This is a genomic window from Pseudomonas sp. Pmew2, assembly GCF_058129885.1.
Window position 1 is genome coordinate 1,640,246 of the sequence record NZ_CM176702.1, and the last position, 15,362, is coordinate 1,655,607.

16 protein-coding genes and 1 riboswitch are annotated in these 15,362 nt (G+C 59.8%); of the genes, 5 read left to right on the forward strand and 11 right to left on the reverse strand.

Annotated features, from left to right (window positions below; translation table 11 throughout):
- Positions 1–5 precede the first annotated feature (5 nt).
- Genes AC4ANK_RS07535 through AC4ANK_RS07555 form a run of 5 tightly spaced genes read right to left on the reverse strand, consistent with a single transcriptional unit; the run spans position 6 to position 4,046 of the window.
- Positions 6–623, reverse strand: a complete 618-nt coding sequence (locus AC4ANK_RS07535; protein ID WP_002554928.1) for an urea amidolyase associated protein UAAP2 — start codon at positions 621–623, stop codon at positions 6–8.
- A gap of 11 nt (positions 624–634) precedes the next feature.
- Complete coding sequence (locus AC4ANK_RS07540) at positions 635–1,360, reverse strand: urea amidolyase associated protein UAAP1 (protein WP_002554927.1); 726 nt, start codon at positions 1,358–1,360, stop codon at positions 635–637.
- Entirely contained in the window at positions 1,357–2,139 is a 783-nt protein-coding gene (locus AC4ANK_RS07545) for an ABC transporter ATP-binding protein (RefSeq protein WP_002554926.1), read from the reverse strand. Before AC4ANK_RS07545 ends, AC4ANK_RS07540 begins: the two co-directional genes overlap by 4 nt.
- A complete protein-coding gene (locus AC4ANK_RS07550) occupies positions 2,136–2,951 on the reverse strand; it encodes an ABC transporter permease (RefSeq protein ID WP_031594840.1) in 816 nt (271 codons plus the stop codon). The genes AC4ANK_RS07545 and AC4ANK_RS07550 overlap by 4 nt, the downstream gene beginning before the upstream one ends.
- A 27-nt stretch (positions 2,952–2,978) precedes the next feature.
- On the reverse strand, positions 2,979–4,046 hold the full coding sequence (locus tag AC4ANK_RS07555; protein ID WP_031594841.1) for a putative urea ABC transporter substrate-binding protein: 1,068 nt from the start codon (positions 4,044–4,046) through the stop codon (positions 2,979–2,981).
- A 63-nt stretch (positions 4,047–4,109) separates the two neighbouring features.
- A riboswitch (guanidine-I (ykkC/yxkD leader) is annotated at positions 4,110–4,212 on the reverse strand.
- A gap of 396 nt (positions 4,213–4,608) precedes the next feature.
- Between AC4ANK_RS07555 and AC4ANK_RS07560 the strand changes: the two genes are divergently transcribed.
- From AC4ANK_RS07560 to ung, 3 genes are all read left to right on the forward strand, one after another.
- A complete protein-coding gene (locus AC4ANK_RS07560) occupies positions 4,609–5,100 on the forward strand; it encodes a hypothetical protein (RefSeq protein WP_002554925.1) in 492 nt (163 codons plus the stop codon).
- Positions 5,101–5,352: 252 nt separating this feature from the next.
- The gene (locus AC4ANK_RS07565; protein WP_460382697.1) at positions 5,353–6,102 is read left to right on the forward strand and encodes an IS5 family transposase; all 750 of its coding nucleotides are present in this window, start codon (positions 5,353–5,355) and stop codon (positions 6,100–6,102) included.
- A 49-nt stretch (positions 6,103–6,151) separates the two neighbouring features.
- Positions 6,152–6,844 (forward strand): uracil-DNA glycosylase, encoded by a 693-nt coding sequence (gene ung / locus AC4ANK_RS07570; RefSeq protein ID WP_002554923.1) that lies wholly within the window; start codon positions 6,152–6,154, stop codon positions 6,842–6,844.
- 21 nt (positions 6,845–6,865) lie between these two features.
- Here ung and AC4ANK_RS07575 read toward each other — a convergent pair whose 3' ends face one another.
- The 4 genes from AC4ANK_RS07575 to AC4ANK_RS07590 all read right to left on the reverse strand — a co-directional run bounded on the left by AC4ANK_RS07575 (position 6,866) and on the right by AC4ANK_RS07590 (position 10,910).
- A complete protein-coding gene (locus tag AC4ANK_RS07575; protein WP_002554922.1) occupies positions 6,866–7,900 on the reverse strand; it encodes an AbrB family transcriptional regulator in 1,035 nt (344 codons plus the stop codon).
- Positions 7,893–9,407, reverse strand: coding sequence for a tripartite tricarboxylate transporter permease (locus tag AC4ANK_RS07580; RefSeq protein WP_002554921.1), 1,515 nt, complete (start codon positions 9,405–9,407; stop codon positions 7,893–7,895). The genes AC4ANK_RS07575 and AC4ANK_RS07580 overlap by 8 nt, the downstream gene beginning before the upstream one ends.
- Before the next feature lies 1 nt (position 9,408).
- A complete protein-coding gene (locus tag AC4ANK_RS07585; protein ID WP_002554920.1) occupies positions 9,409–9,867 on the reverse strand; it encodes a tripartite tricarboxylate transporter TctB family protein in 459 nt (152 codons plus the stop codon).
- A 62-nt stretch (positions 9,868–9,929) separates the two neighbouring features.
- Positions 9,930–10,910, reverse strand: coding sequence for a Bug family tripartite tricarboxylate transporter substrate binding protein (locus AC4ANK_RS07590; protein WP_002554919.1), 981 nt, complete (start codon positions 10,908–10,910; stop codon positions 9,930–9,932).
- Positions 10,911–11,390: 480 nt separating this feature from the next.
- Between AC4ANK_RS07590 and AC4ANK_RS07595 the strand changes: the two genes are divergently transcribed.
- Positions 11,391–12,062: a response regulator gene (locus AC4ANK_RS07595; RefSeq protein ID WP_002554918.1), complete on the forward strand. Its 672-nt coding sequence runs from the start codon at positions 11,391–11,393 to the stop codon at positions 12,060–12,062.
- Positions 12,055–13,437, forward strand: coding sequence for a sensor histidine kinase (locus AC4ANK_RS07600; RefSeq protein ID WP_044320954.1), 1,383 nt, complete (start codon positions 12,055–12,057; stop codon positions 13,435–13,437). Before AC4ANK_RS07595 ends, AC4ANK_RS07600 begins: the two co-directional genes overlap by 8 nt.
- A gap of 2 nt (positions 13,438–13,439) precedes the next feature.
- Here the strand turns inward: AC4ANK_RS07600 and AC4ANK_RS07605 are convergent, their stop codons facing one another.
- Positions 13,440–14,261, reverse strand: a complete 822-nt coding sequence (locus tag AC4ANK_RS07605; RefSeq protein WP_002554917.1) for an HDOD domain-containing protein — start codon at positions 14,259–14,261, stop codon at positions 13,440–13,442.
- A 114-nt stretch (positions 14,262–14,375) separates the two neighbouring features.
- Positions 14,376–15,317 (reverse strand): CAF17-like 4Fe-4S cluster assembly/insertion protein YgfZ, encoded by a 942-nt coding sequence (ygfZ, locus tag AC4ANK_RS07610; protein ID WP_044320961.1) that lies wholly within the window; start codon positions 15,315–15,317, stop codon positions 14,376–14,378.
- Positions 15,318–15,362: the final 45 nt, after the last annotated feature.

Consider the following 15,362-nt stretch of genomic DNA (forward strand, 5'->3'; position numbering starts at 1 on the left):
CCGGGTCAGTCGCGAATCAACAGCTGCGCAGGCGTAGGGTTGTAGCCATTGCAGGGGTTGTTGAGCTGCGGACAGTTGGAAATCAGCACGATCACGTCCATTTCAGCGCGCAGCTCGACGTATTTGCCGGGCGCGGAAATACCGTCTTCGAAGGTCAGGCCGCCTTCGGCTGTCACCGGTACGTTCATGAAGAAATTGATGTTGGGGCCGATGTCGGCCTTGCTCAGGCGGCCGTCATGCACACAGGCGCGCAGGTAGTTGTCGCGGCAGCTGTGCATGTAGCGCTTTTCCAGGGCGTAGCGCACGGTGTTGCTCTCTTGCGCGCACGCGCCACCGAGTGTGTCGTGGCGACCGCAGGTGTCATCGACAATGGTCAGCATCGGCTGGCCGAGGTTGGAAAACAGCACGCTGCCGGTGGTCAGGTACACGCTGTTCTGGCGGCGCAGGGTGCGCTGCACATCGTAGCGCTCACGCGGGTTGCTCAGGCTGAAAAACAGCGTGTCGACGGCCTGGTTGCCTTGCAGATCGAGGATGCGCACGGTCTGCCCGGCCTTGACTTCGGCCAGGAACGGCTCGCCTGCCGGTATGGTTGCGTCGCAGCAAAGGTGAGTGTGTGAATTCATGACAGGGCTCCTCAGGCGAACAGGCGGTCGGTGTTGATGAAGCCGCGCTCGTTTTCCGGGCGCGATGTACGGCAGTGCTCGGCAACGCTGGCGTCGGCCTTCATCCAGCTGAGTCTGAGCGGTTGCGGGGCATATTCCGGGTTGGGGTCCATCGGGTGTTGCAGCGCGGTCAGTACCACCAGCGTGTCCATTGGTGCGTAGAGTTCGATGTAGTCACCGGCCTTGGAGTTGTTCGGCGCGAAGTGCAGGGTTCCTGTCTCGTCGACATCGACACGGCTGAACAGGTTGAGGGTCATCAACAGGTCGGACAGCCCCAGCCCCCATTTGCCCAGCTCGACCAGCAGGTTGTCGACGCCATTGCGGAAGAAGCCGTTGCGCAATTCCTGATAACGGCCCTGGCCGTATTTTTCAGCGACTTCCTGCGCATTGAGCACGCCGCCGATGCTGTCGCTCCAGCCGCAGGTGTCAGTGACGATGGCCGCCAGCACTCGGCCCATGTCCGAATACAGGCAATGGCCGTTGCTTAACCTGGCGGTGTGCTGGCATTTGAGGCTGTCGGGCAGGTTCAGCCGCTCGGTTTTTTCGTGAGCGTTGAGCAGGGTCAGGCTGACGTTGGCGTTGCCGTGCAGGTCGGTCAGGCGCAGCAGTTCGCCGCGCTTGAGGATGAACGAACGATGGCCGCCACCGGGCAGCATCTCTTCGGCGAAAACCGGGTACAGCGTGATTGAGTCAGTCATTGAACGGGCTCCTCTGAAACGTTGAGCAGCGAATCGATGGCTGCGCGTTCGGCGCGGCGTTCGCTGTTGAGGGGAATGTCGTAAGTGATGCGCGCGCCATACGCGCCGGGTTCGTGCGGGTCGTGGCGGACCTTGTCGAACACCAGCAGGCGGGTGCCGAGGTTGAAACCTTCGGACAGGTCGTGAGTGACCATGAACACGGTCAGCTTCGTTTCGCGCCACAGGTCCAGCAGCAAGTGGTGCATGTCTTTGCGAATGCCGGGGTCGAGCGCGCCGAAGGGCTCGTCCAGCAGCAGCACGCGGGGTTTCATGATCAGCGCCTGAGCAATGGCCAGACGCTGCTGCATGCCGCCGGACAATTGCGTGGGGTACTTATCCAGCGCATGCCCCAGGCCAACCTTGCCAAGCAGTTGCGCGGCGTGCTCGCGTGCCTCGCTTTTTGCCTGGCCGAACAGTCGGCCCAGCCACGCCGAGCGGGGCAGTTCCAGACCCAGCGCCACGTTGTCCAGCACCGACAGGTGCGGGAACACTGAATAGCGCTGAAACACCACGCCACGGCAGGCGTCTGGCTCATTGCGCAGGGCCTTGCCGTCCAGCGTGATCAGTCCACGGCTCGGAGTTTCCTGACCCAGCAGCAGGCGCAGAAAAGTCGACTTGCCGCAGCCCGATGCGCCGACCAGCGTGCAGAACTCACCTTCGGCCACGTCCAGATTCAGGCCTTCAAGCACCACCTGATCATCGTATTGTTGCCAGACATTGCGCACACAGATAAAGCTCATGCCCGCGCCCCTTCGTACAAGGGAAAGGCGCGTCGGGTCAGGGCTTTGAGGCCCCAGTCCATCAGCCAGGCAAGCAGGGTGATCCACACCACATACGGCAGAATCACGTCCATCGCCAGATAGCGCCGCACCAGGAAGATCCGGTAGCCCAGACCGTCAGTCGAGGCAATCGCCTCGGCGGCGATCAGGAACAGCCATGCCGAACCCAGCACCAGGCGCAGGGCGATCAACAGGCGTGGCAGCAATTGCGGCAGGATCACCCGCAGGATCAGTGTCCAGGTCGAGGCGCCGAGGGTCTGCGCCTTGATCAGCAGCTCGACCGGAATTTCCCGGGCACGCTGTTCCAGATCCCGGGCCAGAATCGGCGTGATGCCGATCACGATCAGCATCACTTTCGACAGCTCGCCCAGACCAAAGACGATGAACAGAATCGGCAGGATCGCCAGCGGCGGCACCATCGACATTACCGTCAGCAAGGGCGACAGCGGCGCACCGAACAGCGGCAGGATGCCCGCCGCAATGCCCAGGCACAGTCCCAACAGCGCGCTGATCCCAAGGCCGATGGCCAGACGGTGCAGACTCGATGCCGTGTCCTGCCACAGCAGGTAGTCGCCGCTGCGGGTATCGGCGGTGAACGCCATGCGTTTGACCGCATCGGCCATCTGTACGGCGCTGGGCAGCAGTTTGTCGGTGGGGTTTTCCGCAAGCCGGGTGGCCGAGCCCATGAAGTAGGCGAACAGCAACAGGGCGAACGGCAGGATCACCAGAATCAGGCGACCGGCACGGTCCGGATGGCGGTTTATCAAACGCATGGCAATGACCTTTCTACTGAACGTGATTTACAGCTTGCCGTCGACGGCCATCTGCACGTAGCTGGGGTCAAAGTGCAGCTTGAGATTGCCCTTGTCGCCGAGCATCACGCCATTGGCGAACGACATGCCGACCGCGTTGGCATCGCGTGCGCCTTCACCGAGCAAACCATGGGCGAACGAGAAGTCAGCCACCTTGCGCTGGGTGTCCGGCAGCTGTTTGCTGGTCGCGAACTCAAGCGCTTCCTTGGGTGTGGCAAACAGCTTGGTGGTGTCCAGTTGCGCCTGGAAGCCGGCCAGATCGGTGCCCGATGCCTTGGCCATGTGTTCCAGCGCTGCCTTGCTCTGGGCGTTTTTGGCGTTCATCAGCGCGACCACTTCAAACCAGGCACCGGTCAGGGCTTTGCCCAGCGCCGGGTTGTCCTTCAGGGTCTGAGTGTTGACGACCATCATGTCCATGATCTCGCCAGGAATCTGGCTGGAGTTGAACACTTCGGTCACGCCGGGTTTGGCTTTAATGTCCGACAGCATCGGGTTCCAGGTGGTAACGGCCTGCACATCATCGGTATTGAAGGCAGCCGAGATATCGGCATCCGAGGTGTTGACGACCTTCAGGTCTTTTTCGCTGAGCTTGACGCTGTCCAGCGCCCGGGCCAGCAGGTAGTGAGACACCGACAGTTCGACCAGGTTGACGTCCATGCCTTTCAGGTCGGCGACTTTTTTGCCCTCGCCCTTGAGCACGATGCCGTCGTTGCCATTGGAGAAATCGCTGACGATCAGTGCCGTGCTTTCCACACCGCCCGCAGCCGGAATGGTCAGTGCGTCCATGTTGGTCATGGTGCAGCCATCGAACTGGCCAGCGGTGTACTGGTTGATGGATTCGACGTAGTCATTGAGCTGGGTGACATCGATCTTGATGCCGTATTTTTTCGCCCACTTGTCGACGATGCCCTGGCTACCTGCGTATTCCCACGGCATCCAGCCTGCGTAGATGGTCCAGCAGACATTGAAGTGATCTTTTTGGGCGGCATTCGCCGAGAGGCTCAACGCAGCAAGCAGGCCTGCCGTGAGCAGACCGAAGAGACGAGACTTTTGCATGTTGAGAAATCTCCAGTAGTGAAAAAAGGCGGCCAGGAGCAACGTGACACCACTGGTGTCCCTGTCTCCCGGGCTTTTGTCCCGCCGTGTAACCTCTACTGGAGGTCGCCAACTCTCGGACCAGCCACTTGCCTGTCGGCAAGCCGGAACCCTAGTCGGCTATTGCAAATTGTGGTGCCGCGAACCTGTGTTGACTCCTGCACGCCATTCATCAAGCGAGACTTGTGCCAACTCGCCAAGGCCTTTGTTTTTCAAGGCCTGCCCGGACCATCGCAGGTCAGCCCCGAGGGAAACTGCCTTGTGCTGGTGCGTAACCGCACTGTGTTGATGCATGGGTGCTTTGAAATGTTTTGTAGCATCTTTGCAGGAAGTCGAAACATGCCTGCATGCCCCGGCTTTAGAGCCCTTGAGTGAAGGATGGCCATCATCTTTACTAGGGTTTACACGCTGCGCCAACGCACTAGATTCCCTTTTCGGTGTCTGAACTTCTGTCCGTCAACTGCTTTGGCGGACGCCGATCAGCGTCGCTGATTCGTGCCCAATCGCGGTCCAGGAGGCCGCCATGTATCGAAGACCCTTGCTTATCACGTTGCTGACCCTTTTCCTTGCCGGTTGCTACGCAGGCCCTGGTTACTACGAATCCGATGTGTACACGCAGCCGACAACCGTCGTCGGTGGCGCTTACGCGTACGACAATGGCTACCGCTCCACCTACTATCAGGAGCAGCGCATCTATGTAGCGCCTCAGCCACGCTATTACACCCAACCACGCTACTACGCCCCGGCACCGCGTTATTACGCGCCGCCGCCAGTGCCACGCTACTACCAGCCGGGACGCCCACCGGGTTATGGCTGGAGAAACGACGGCTTTCGCGGCAATGGCGGTTTTGGGCGTAATGACGGCTTTCGAGGCAATGGTGGTTTCGGACGCAATGACGGCTTCCGCGGCGACCGAGGCAACCGCGGCTGGGAGGACCATGGCGGTCGAGGCGGACGCGATGGCCGTGATCATGGACGAGGCGGGCGCGGTGATGGTCGGGGCGGGCATCGGTAGCTGAAACCTGCGCTCACTGCCATGCCAGAGCGGTGAGCTGGCTGCTGCGAACTGACTATCGTGCCGACGCTCCGCGTCGGCACTTCTTTCTGGACGCTCTGCGTCCGATCGTAAAGGCGCATGTAGAAACCGGCATTGACTTTGCTGCCGGGCTTTCCTAGGGTCTGTTCCCGTTTCGACGTAACCCATTGATCTCTATGAGAACAGGCCCGTATTGTTGGAGTTCTCACACAACACCAATACGAGCCTGCAATGCCCCGATTAATGCTCAGTGATGAGCACTGGCCGAAGCTTCGAGAAATTTTGCTGCACGAATCGATCTACAACAAGCGAGATTTGCGCACCACGGTTGAAGGCATGCTGTACCGCATGCGTGTGGGTTGCCCTTGGCGAGACCTGCCGAAAGCGTTTGGAAACTGGAGCAAGGTCTACAAGCGGTTCAATGCCTGGTCTGCTTCAGGCAAGTGGGTCAAGGTGCTTGAGGTGCTGATGACCGATCCTGACATGGAGTGGGTTTTCATTGATGGCAGTTATGTAAAGGCTCATCAGCACAGTGCAGGTGCTGCCAGCACGCAGGACCAGGCCATCGGAAAAAGCCGAGCCGGTAACACCAGCAAGATTCACCTGGCTGTAGACGCTTGTGGGCTGCCCATTGCATTTGACGTGACCGGAGGCCAGACCAATGATTGTTCGCAGGCGGCCTCGTTGATTGCCAAGATGCCCAATGCAGAAGTGATCATTGCGGACAAGGGCTACGACACTGAAGCGATACGCGCTCAGGTCGAGCAGCAAGGCAGCAAAGTGGTGATTCCACGAAAGCGCAATTCTCTGAAAGGGAACGCAGATCTGGACAAAGGGTTATATCGCAATCGACATCTCGTAGAAAACGCCTTTGCCCGGTTGAAGCATTTCCGGGCGGCGGCTTCTCGGTTCGACAAACTCAAGAGAAACTATGAAAGCGTCATAGCAATGGCCTGCGCTTTTCTGTGGCTGCCAATGTGAAACGGGAACAGACCCTAGTGTCCGCGCATTGTTTTTACCGGATGTAACCATGACTAGCGACGACCGCATCAAGCTTGAGCCCAGCTGGAAGGAAGCGCTGCGCGATGAATTCGAGCAGCCCTATATGGCGCAGTTGCGCGAGTTTCTGCGCCAGGAGCATGCCGCGGGTAAAGAGATCTATCCGCCTGGGCCGCTGATTTTCAATGCGCTGAATTCGACGCCGCTCAACAATGTGAAAGTGGTGATCCTCGGTCAGGACCCGTATCACGGTCCGAATCAGGCTCACGGTCTGTGTTTCTCGGTGCAGCCAGGCGTGCCGACGCCGCCGTCACTGGTCAATATCTATAAAGAACTCAAACGCGACCTGAATATCGACATTCCCAATCACGGCTGCCTGCAATCATGGGCTGATCAGGGCGTGCTGTTGCTTAACACGACTCTTACCGTCGAGCGCGCCAACGCAGCTTCGCATGCGGGAAAAGGCTGGCAGCACTTCACGGACCGGATCATTCAAGTGGTCAGCGAGCATCAGCCGCATCTGGTGTTCCTGCTGTGGGGCGCTCATGCGCAGAGTAAGCAGAAACTGGTCGATGCGACCAAGCACCTGGTGCTGACCTCCGTCCATCCTTCGCCGTTGTCAGCCTACAAAGGCTTCCTGGGTAACGGGCATTTCGGGCGTGCCAACAAGTACCTTGAGCAAAACGGCATCGAGCCAATCGACTGGCGCTTGCCCGTTCTCTGATCAAAGTGCTTCTGATTGGGCTCAGTCAGCGAACCGCTTGTCCCAGCGCCGGTACAGCGGCTCAGCAAGAAACAGCACGAACAGCAGGCGCATGACCTGCATGGCCGTCACCAGGGGGACCGACAGTTGCAGCACTTCTGCTGTCAGGCTCATTTCGGCAATGCCACCGGGCATCATGCCCAGCGTCAGTGAGCGCAGATCCAGGTGGGTGAGGGCGCTCAGCCCCAGCGCAGCCAGTGCGGCAATCAACATGGTCAGCGCGGTGCCCAACAGCGTGCGCGCGAGGAACGATGGCGCACGCCGAAAGAATGCCCGATTGAAATGACAACCCAGCCCGCTGCCGATCAGTAGCTGACCCAGCTGGCTGGCACCGTTGGGCAAGCCGATTTTCAGGTCCCAGACCACGCTCACTACGGCACTGAGCAACAGAGGGCCGAACAGCCACGGGTTGGGTTGCTTGAGACGTTGCCACAGCCAGGCCAGAGCTGCGCCGACCGGCAGCAGGAATGCCAGCCAGCGCCAATCGACCGCCGTGGCATGCAGTGAAGGCGTACCGTCACCCAGCAGGTATTTGAAGATCGCCGGCACGCACAATACTACTGCCAGCACCCGAAGACTTTGCGCGGCTGCGACGCTGCTTAGCGTTGCACCGTTACGTGCGCCAAGGTTGACCATCTCCCCGGAACCGCCCGGCATGCTCGAAAAGAACGCCGTAGGGCGATCTTCTCCGGTGCGCAGCATCAGCCAGACGCCAACCAGACACGACAGACTGGTGACCAGCGCGCCGATGAAAATCAGCCCGAAATGCGCGAGCACCTGCTCGATAACCACTGGCGTGAAATGCAAACCGATGCCGATACCGATGATCAGTTGCCCGCATTTACGGCCACCCGGAATCTGCGCCAGTTGCCAGGGTGTCAGGCAGCGCACCAGGATGATTGCCAGCAACGAGCCAACCATCCACGGCAGCGGCCAGCCAACCTGGCTGGCGAGGTAGCTGCCGAGCAGGCCGACCAGCGGCGTTGCCCACCATTGACGCAGTGACGAATCAGCCATGCGTTGCGGCAGCCTGCTGTTTTGCGCGCTTGCGCCAGATACGGATCAGCGGAAACAGCAGCATGAACACGGTCACCACCCAGACCCCGAGGGTGATCGGGCTGGCCCAGAGAATCCCCAGTTCGCCGTTGGAGATCGACAGGGCGCGTCGCAGGTTCTGCTCCATCAGACCACCGAGGATGAAACCGAGCAGAATCGGCGACAGCGGGAAATCCAGCTTGCGCAGGATGTAACCGAAGATGCCGATGCCGACCATCAGGAACAGGTCGAAGGTGGTAGCGTGCACTGCATACACGCCGATCCCGGTGATGATCGCAATCACCGGGACCAGCGCCCAGTTCGGCACGGCGAGGATGCGCGTGAAGATACGGATCATCGGGATGTTGAGGATCACCAGCATGATGTTGGCGATGAACAACGAAGCGATCAGGCCCCATACGATGTCCGGTTGCTGTTGGAACAGCATCGGACCGGGCGTGATGTTGTACAGCGACAACGCGCCGATCATCACCGCCGTGGTGCCCGAGCCCGGAACACCCAGCGTCAGCATCGGCACCAATGCGCCGCAAGCGGTTGCCCCGATGGCGGTCTCGGGAGCTGCCAGACCGCGCATGTCGCCCTGGCCAAACTTGCCGCCAGGGCCGGCGATACGTTTTTCCGTCATGTAAGCGACTGCGCTGGCCAGTGTCGCACCGGCACCCGGCAGTACGCCAAGAATGAAGCCCAGCAGACCACAGCGAATGTTCACCACGAACACTGCAGCGGCTTCCTTGACGTTGAACATCATGCGCCCAGTGGCCTTGACCGCCTCTTGGCCGCGATGAGTCTTTTCCAGCAGCAACAGGATTTCACTGATTGAAAACAGACCCAGGACCAGCACCACGAACTGAATGCCGTCGGTCAGATGAATGTTGTCGCCCGTAAAACGGTACACCCCGCTGTTGGCATCAATGCCTACCGCAGACAGGAAAAGCCCGATCAGCGCGGCAATGAATGTCTTCAATGGCCTGTCACCGGCCATGCCGCCCAGGCAGACGATGGCGAACACCATCAGTACGAAATATTCCGCCGGACCGAAGGCAATCGCCCACTTGGCGAGCAACGGCGCGAACAGCACCATGCCGCAAGTGGCGATGAATGCACCGATGAACGAACTCCATGCTGACAGCGACAGAGCGACGCCGGCCAGCCCCTGGCGTGCCATTGGATAGCCGTCCAGCGTGGTCATGACGGTGGACGCTTCGCCCGGAATGTTCAGCAGGATCGAACTGATACGTCCGCCGTATTCACAGCCCAGGTACACGGCCGCTAACAGAATCAGTGCCGATTCAGGCGGCAGGCCCAGCGCAAAGGCAATGGGGATCAGCAGCGCCACCCCGTTGATAGGCCCAAGCCCCGGCAGCAGGCCGACGACGGTACCAATCAATGTGCCGGACAGTGCGGTGATCAGGTTGTAAGGGGTGAGGGCGACGCCGAACCCCTGGCCCAGGTAGCTGAAAGTATCCATATCAGTTCTCCAGAACGCTGAGCAGGCCTAAAGGCAAGGGAACGTCCATGGCCTTGTCGAATAACAGGTAAAGGCCGACGCTCATCAGAATCACCACCACCACGCTCGGCAGCCAGCGTCCGCCATACAGGCGTGCCATGGGAATGCCGATCAGGATGCTGCTGAGGATGAAGCCCAGGGGTTCGAACAGCCCGGCGAATATCAGCAGCAGAATGATGCATGCGCCAATCTTGATCAGGGTTTCACGGTCCAGTGCCGGTTCTTCCTCGGTGTGGACAATGGGTGTGGGCCGAATCAGCAGGTACAGCAGGGCGGCACCCATCAACCCGAGCATCAGCAGCGGGAAAGCGCGTGGTCCGACTGGTTCATAGGAGAACGGCGCTTGATAAGGCCAGGCCATAAGGGCCAGACCTGCGCATGCCAGTAGCATTACGGCAGCAAAAATGCGTTGTATGACCATGAGAAGCTCCTGAGTCGCGCCCGCTGTGCGGGCGCAACTTAACGTCAGTCAATTGAGTTCAATTACTGAATCAGGCCGAACTCCTTGGCCAGCAGTTTGTAGTCGGCAACCTGCTTCTTTACGTAGGTGTCCAGCTCCGAGCCGGTCATGGCGAAGGGGAACAGCTCGCGCTGATCACGCAGCTTGGCGAAGTCTTCAGAGGCCAGGATCTTGTCGAACGAGGCTTTCCACCAGTTGTAGTCTTCGTCGCTGACCTTCGGCCCGAGGTAGAAGCCACGCACCACAGGCCAGACGATGTCGTAGCCCTGCTCCTTGGCGGTGGGGATGTCTTTCATTTCGGGTTCGTCGATGCGCTTCTCGGCGAATACGGCGAGCAGGCGCATGTCGCCACTCAAAATGTGCGGCATGGAGTCGGAGATGTCGGTACTGCCCACCTGAATGTGGCCGCCAAGCAGGGCAGTAGCGATTTCCCCACCGCCCTCCAGCGCGACATAACGCAAGGCGCGCGGGTTGATGTCTGCAGCCTTGGCGATCAATGCGGTCTGCATCCAGTCCTGGCTGCCTACGGTGCCGCCTGAGCCGATGACTACCTTGCTCGGGTCGGCCTTGAGCGCTTTGACCAGATCGTCGAGGTTCTTGTATGGCGAGTCGCTCTTCACTGCAATGGCGCCATAGCTTGTGCCCACGGCGGCGAGCCAGCGTACTGCGTTTTCATCGAAACGGCCGAATTTGCCCTGCGCCAGATTGAGCAGCGAGCCGCTGGACCACGCGACCAGCGTGCCAGCATCTGCGGGGCGCTGAGCTACAACTGCGTTGTAGGCCACTGCGCCGACGCCCCCAGGCATGTAGGTCACGCGCATGGGCGAGGTCAGAATCTTTTCGTTGATCAGCGCGCTTTGCACCAGCTTGCAGGTCAAGTCGAATCCGCCACCTGGTGAGGCGGGTGCAATGCATTCCGGACGCTTTGGCTCGGCAGCAAACAACTGGCTGGCAACCAGCATGCAGGCGGCGGTGGCGGCTATCTGACGCAGAGGGGATTTCATGTTCAGTCTCCAGAGATATTTTTGTTTTTGGAAGAGAGAAGCTGTTCAGCAGATGCTTTTGTCTCGCGCACCACGAGACCTGTTGGCTGACACGCAAGTGCCATCGGTACAGCGGTGGGCGCTGATGTTTTGCAGGAAGGTGGAGCAGGGGCGCGACGGGTGCGGGGAAAACCGCGACGGGCTGTGCTCAATGGACTGGCAAGCCTGGGCTGGCATAGACATGACGTGACTCCGTTTAGCGATTTATTGTTTTTATTGTCCAGACGCATCCGGGCGCCTGTTTTGTACGTACCCTTTTGCCGGGTCGTCTGGCGATCCTAAATGACGAACCTTTCGCAAACCTTTCAGCTACCTTTCATGTCGCAATTGAAGGGCCGCGAATCGTTTCTGTCCTTCACAGGCGGCGGCCTGCCTGTAAACTCCACCGCCACAAGCCTCGATGCCCAGATCGATAACAACAGTGACAATCAGGAGACGGCGATGCGTGTTCTTCTTGTGGAAGATCATCTGCAATTGGCTGAAAGTGTCGCGCAGGCGCTCAAAAGCGCAGGTTTGACCGTTGATGTACTGCATGATGGCGTTGCCGCCGACCTGGCGTTGAGCAGCGAGGAATACGCCGTCGCCATTCTCGACGTCGGCTTGCCGCGTATGGACGGCTTTGAAGTGCTGGCGCGTCTGCGGGCGCGCAGCAAAAACCTTCCGGTGTTGATGCTGACCGCGCGCAGCGACGTCAAGGATCGCGTTCATGGCCTGAACCTGGGGGCCGACGACTACCTGGCCAAGCCTTTCGAGCTGTCCGAGCTGGAGGCCAGGGTCAAGGCATTGCTGCGTCGCAGCGTGCTGGGTGGCGAGCGGCAACAGCGCTGCGGCGTACTGGCCTATGATCTGGACACCCGGCGTTTCACGCTCGGCGAGGAGCTGCTGGCCCTGACGTCTCGCGAACAGGCGGTGCTGGAAGCGCTTATCGCCCGGCCAGGTCGGGTGATGAGCAAGGAGCAACTGGCCGCGCAGGTTTTCGGCCTCGACGAGGAGGCCAGCCCTGACGCCATCGAAATCTACGTCCATCGCCTGCGCAAGAAGCTCGACGGGCATTCTGTGGCTATCGTGACCTTTCGGGGTCTGGGGTATCTGCTTGAAAGCCGCGATGATTAACGACAGCCTGCGCTGGCGGTTATTGTGGAACCTGGCGTTGCTGCTGGTGGTGTTGATGCTGGCCAGCGGCATGAGCGCTTACTGGAATGGCCGCGAAGTGGCCGATACCGCCTACGACCGCACGTTGCTGGCGTCAGCAAGAACCATCGCTGCCGGCCTGACCCAGCGTGATGGCACGCTGAGCGCCGATATTCCCTATGTGGCGCTGGATACCTTTGCCTACGACAGCGAAGGACGAATCTATTATCAGGTCAATGACATCCATCAGAAGCTGATTTCCGGTTATGAAAATCTGCCTTCGCCGCCACCGGGCACTTTGCGTACCGACGATTACCCTGCGCTGGCGAAGTTTTATAACGGGATTTATCAAGGGCAGGATGTGCGTGTGGTCAGCCTGCTCAAGCCGGTGACTGATCCAGGCATGAACGGCACGGCTGAAATTCGTGTTGCCGAAACCCAGGAGGCGCGCAAGGGCATGGCGCGCAGCCTGATGGCCGACACGTTGCTGCGTCTGGGCATGCTCGGTGGGGGCGCACTGCTGCTGGTCTGGTTCACGGTCAGTGCGGCACTGCGACCGCTGGAGCGCTTGCGCACCGCAGTAGAAGAGCGTCAGCCGGATGATCTGCGCTCATTGCCAATGGTTGAGGTGCAGCATGAACTACGTCCGCTGGTAGGGGCGCTGAACCACTTTACCGAGCGGCTGCGCCTGCAGTTCGAGCGCCAGGCGCAGTTCATCGCCGATGCTGCCCATGAACTGCGCACGCCGCTGGCCGCGCTCAAGGCGCGGGTTGAGCTGGGCCTGCGTGAGCGCGACCCGCAACATTGGCGCAGTACGCTGGAATCAGCCGCACTTGGCACGGATCGGCTCACGCATCTGGCCAATCAGTTGCTGTCACTGGCGCGGATTGAAAACGGCGCGCGGGCCATTGCCGAAGGTGTCGCGCAACAACTGGACCTCAGCCAGCTGGCAAGAGAGCTGGGCATGGCCATGGCGCCGTTGGCTCATTCACGCGGCGTCGCGCTGGCGCTGGAGGCTGACGAGCCGGTCTGGCTGCGTGGCGAGCCGACGTTGCTGAACGAACTGTTGAGCAACCTGATCGACAATGCGCTGGCTCACACTTCACCGGGCGGTAACGTGGTGTTGCGGGTGTATGCGCCGGGTGTTCTGGAGGTCGAGGATGATGGCCCTGGCATTCCGGCAGATGAGCGGGAGCGGGTTTTCGAGCGTTTCTACCGTCGCAGTCAGCAGGGCAGCGGTGCCGGGCTCGGTCTGGCTATTGTGGGAGAGATATGCCGTGCGCATCTGGCCAGAATCACCTTGCACGATGGTGCCGAGCGGGGTTTGAAGGTTCGGGTCAGTTTCAGTGCGCCCTGATCCTAGTAAAGCATGCTCTTCGCTTCGTCCATCTGGGCGCTCAGCATGCCTTCAGCCCTGGCAAGCCTCAGTTGGCTGAACGCAGGCAGGTCGACCATCTCGATGAGGCTGAAGGGGTGGTCGGTGTTCCTGTGGATATGCACTGTGGCGATCTGCACCAGATCTGTGTAGTCCGGACTTTTCGATACGCGCGCGAAGTTCTGGAACTGAATCGGCACGCAGGCCAGCGGCTCGGGAAAGTCCCATGAGCGCAGCAGGCGTTCGCCAATGACCGGGTGAATGCTGTCGATCACGTGGTTGAGGCTGATCGGATCGGCCAGCAGCTCGTAATGGTCTTCGGCATACGTCAGGATCGGCAGAATCCCGATCAAGTGGATCAGCCCGGCGAGTGTGGCCTGGTCGGGTTTGAGATTCGTGTAGTTCTGACACAGTGTGTAACTGATGCCGGCAACCTGCAGGCTCTGCTTCCAGATATCGCGCATCTTCTGCTCGATGACGGGAGACTTCGCGTGGAACATCTGCTCGACCACCAGGCCGATAGCCAAGTTACAGGTGTAATTGACGCCCAGGCGCCGAACCGCGGTGGTGACGTCGCTGACTTCAAAATTCGGGCGCAGCAGAGGGCTGTTCGCGACCTTTATCAGGCGTGCGGAAAGGGCTGTATCGCTACCGATGACCTTGCTCAGGGCCGAAATGCTGATTTCGGTGTCTTCGGCGGCAAGGCGAATTCTCAGTGCTACTTCCGGCAGGGTAGGCAGAAACAAGGCATCTCTGTCGATGGCCTTGATCAAGTTTCTCTGCACCTCGTCAGCCATCTTGCTCATGTTGCATCTCGCAGCCGTTGGGGGTGTCCAGAGTTTTCCGCGCGCTCCGCAGAGCGCCAGCATGTGCACTGGAACGCTCTAAAGACACTAGGAACCTGAATGTGTTCGTCTGGCTTAGCGCTGAGTTTCGAGTTTGCTGTCCAGTATGTAGGGCAGATCACTCATTTGCAGCGCTGCGCCTTCTGGCGAGCCAAGATTTATATGGCCATTTTCTGCCGCATCGCCCTGCAATACGGCGAGCAGTTCAACATTTTGGCCGGACTGTGCGGCGATGACCACGTTGCCCACCGCGCTGGCGTGTACCGGCGAAAACAGTGCCGTACCCGGCTCGGGGATTTCTTCGCTGCTCAGCGTCAGGCGGTAGAGCCTGCGTTTGAGTTTGCCCAGGTATTGCATGCGCGCAACGATTTCCTGGCCGGTGTAGCAGCCCTTCTTGAAGCTGACGCCGCCGACCGCCTGCAGGTTGATCATCTGCGGGATGAACTCCTCGCGGGTGCTACCGAATACCTGGCCGATGCCGGCCCGTATCTGACCCAGCAACCAGTCATTGAGCGGACCTTCGCTCAACTGCGAAGCCAGCTGCGATTTGACGCTGTCTGCCTGCCCGGCGCGTACCCAGAGTTCGGCGCGGCCCGGGGAGGCGCGGATTGCGATGAGCTCATTGGCTCGTACCACCGCATCGGTTTCCTGCGCCAGGTCCAGGCCCAGGCCGACCAGGGCACTGTCGCCATCCTGCAGGCCGAAGCGCACCCATTCTGCGCTTTCGTCAGTCAGTTTCGATTTGGAGAACACTGCGTATTTACGCAAGTCCAGCAGTTGCGGCTCGATCAGCTCGCTGGCCATCGCCAGCAGGCAACCGTCGCCTTCGAAAACGATGCGAAAACTCGACTGCATCCGGCCCTTCTGCGTGCAGCGGGCACCGAGGCTGGACTTGTCTTCATTCAGATAATTGAGGTTGCACGTCAGCTGACCCTGAAGAAACTTGCTGGCATCCACGCCGCGAACGGCGAGAACGCCCTCATGGGATAGCGTGCAGAAAAAAGCTTTTTGGGTCATGGTCATCGCAGATTGGGAAAAAAGTCCGGGGGCACATCATAGTGC

What these genes read in the sequence shown, in the direction of transcription:
- AC4ANK_RS07590 (WP_002554919.1), bottom strand. Translation starts at nt 10,910, where the DNA reads ATGAAATCCCCTCTGCGTCAGATAGCCGCCACCGCCGCCTGCATGCTG.
- AC4ANK_RS07550 (WP_031594840.1), bottom strand. Translation starts at nt 2,951, where the DNA reads ATGCGTTTGATAAACCGCCATCCGGACCGTGCCGGTCGCCTGATTCTG.
- AC4ANK_RS07595 (WP_002554918.1), top strand. Translation starts at nt 11,391, where the DNA reads ATGCGTGTTCTTCTTGTGGAAGATCATCTGCAATTGGCTGAAAGTGTC.
- AC4ANK_RS07560 (WP_002554925.1), top strand. Translation starts at nt 4,609, where the DNA reads ATGTATCGAAGACCCTTGCTTATCACGTTGCTGACCCTTTTCCTTGCC.
- ygfZ (WP_044320961.1), bottom strand. Translation starts at nt 15,317, where the DNA reads ATGACCCAAAAAGCTTTTTTCTGCACGCTATCCCATGAGGGCGTTCTC.
- ung (WP_002554923.1), top strand. Translation starts at nt 6,152, where the DNA reads ATGACTAGCGACGACCGCATCAAGCTTGAGCCCAGCTGGAAGGAAGCG.
- AC4ANK_RS07540 (WP_002554927.1), bottom strand. Translation starts at nt 1,360, where the DNA reads ATGACTGACTCAATCACGCTGTACCCGGTTTTCGCCGAAGAGATGCTG.
- AC4ANK_RS07605 (WP_002554917.1), bottom strand. Translation starts at nt 14,261, where the DNA reads ATGAGCAAGATGGCTGACGAGGTGCAGAGAAACTTGATCAAGGCCATC.
- AC4ANK_RS07565 (WP_460382697.1), top strand. Translation starts at nt 5,353, where the DNA reads ATGCCCCGATTAATGCTCAGTGATGAGCACTGGCCGAAGCTTCGAGAA.
- AC4ANK_RS07580 (WP_002554921.1), bottom strand. Translation starts at nt 9,407, where the DNA reads ATGGATACTTTCAGCTACCTGGGCCAGGGGTTCGGCGTCGCCCTCACC.
- AC4ANK_RS07555 (WP_031594841.1), bottom strand. Translation starts at nt 4,046, where the DNA reads ATGCAAAAGTCTCGTCTCTTCGGTCTGCTCACGGCAGGCCTGCTTGCT.
- AC4ANK_RS07535 (WP_002554928.1), bottom strand. Translation starts at nt 623, where the DNA reads ATGAATTCACACACTCACCTTTGCTGCGACGCAACCATACCGGCAGGC.
- AC4ANK_RS07545 (WP_002554926.1), bottom strand. Translation starts at nt 2,139, where the DNA reads ATGAGCTTTATCTGTGTGCGCAATGTCTGGCAACAATACGATGATCAG.
- AC4ANK_RS07585 (WP_002554920.1), bottom strand. Translation starts at nt 9,867, where the DNA reads ATGGTCATACAACGCATTTTTGCTGCCGTAATGCTACTGGCATGCGCA.
- AC4ANK_RS07600 (WP_044320954.1), top strand. Translation starts at nt 12,055, where the DNA reads ATGATTAACGACAGCCTGCGCTGGCGGTTATTGTGGAACCTGGCGTTG.
- AC4ANK_RS07575 (WP_002554922.1), bottom strand. Translation starts at nt 7,900, where the DNA reads ATGGCTGATTCGTCACTGCGTCAATGGTGGGCAACGCCGCTGGTCGGC.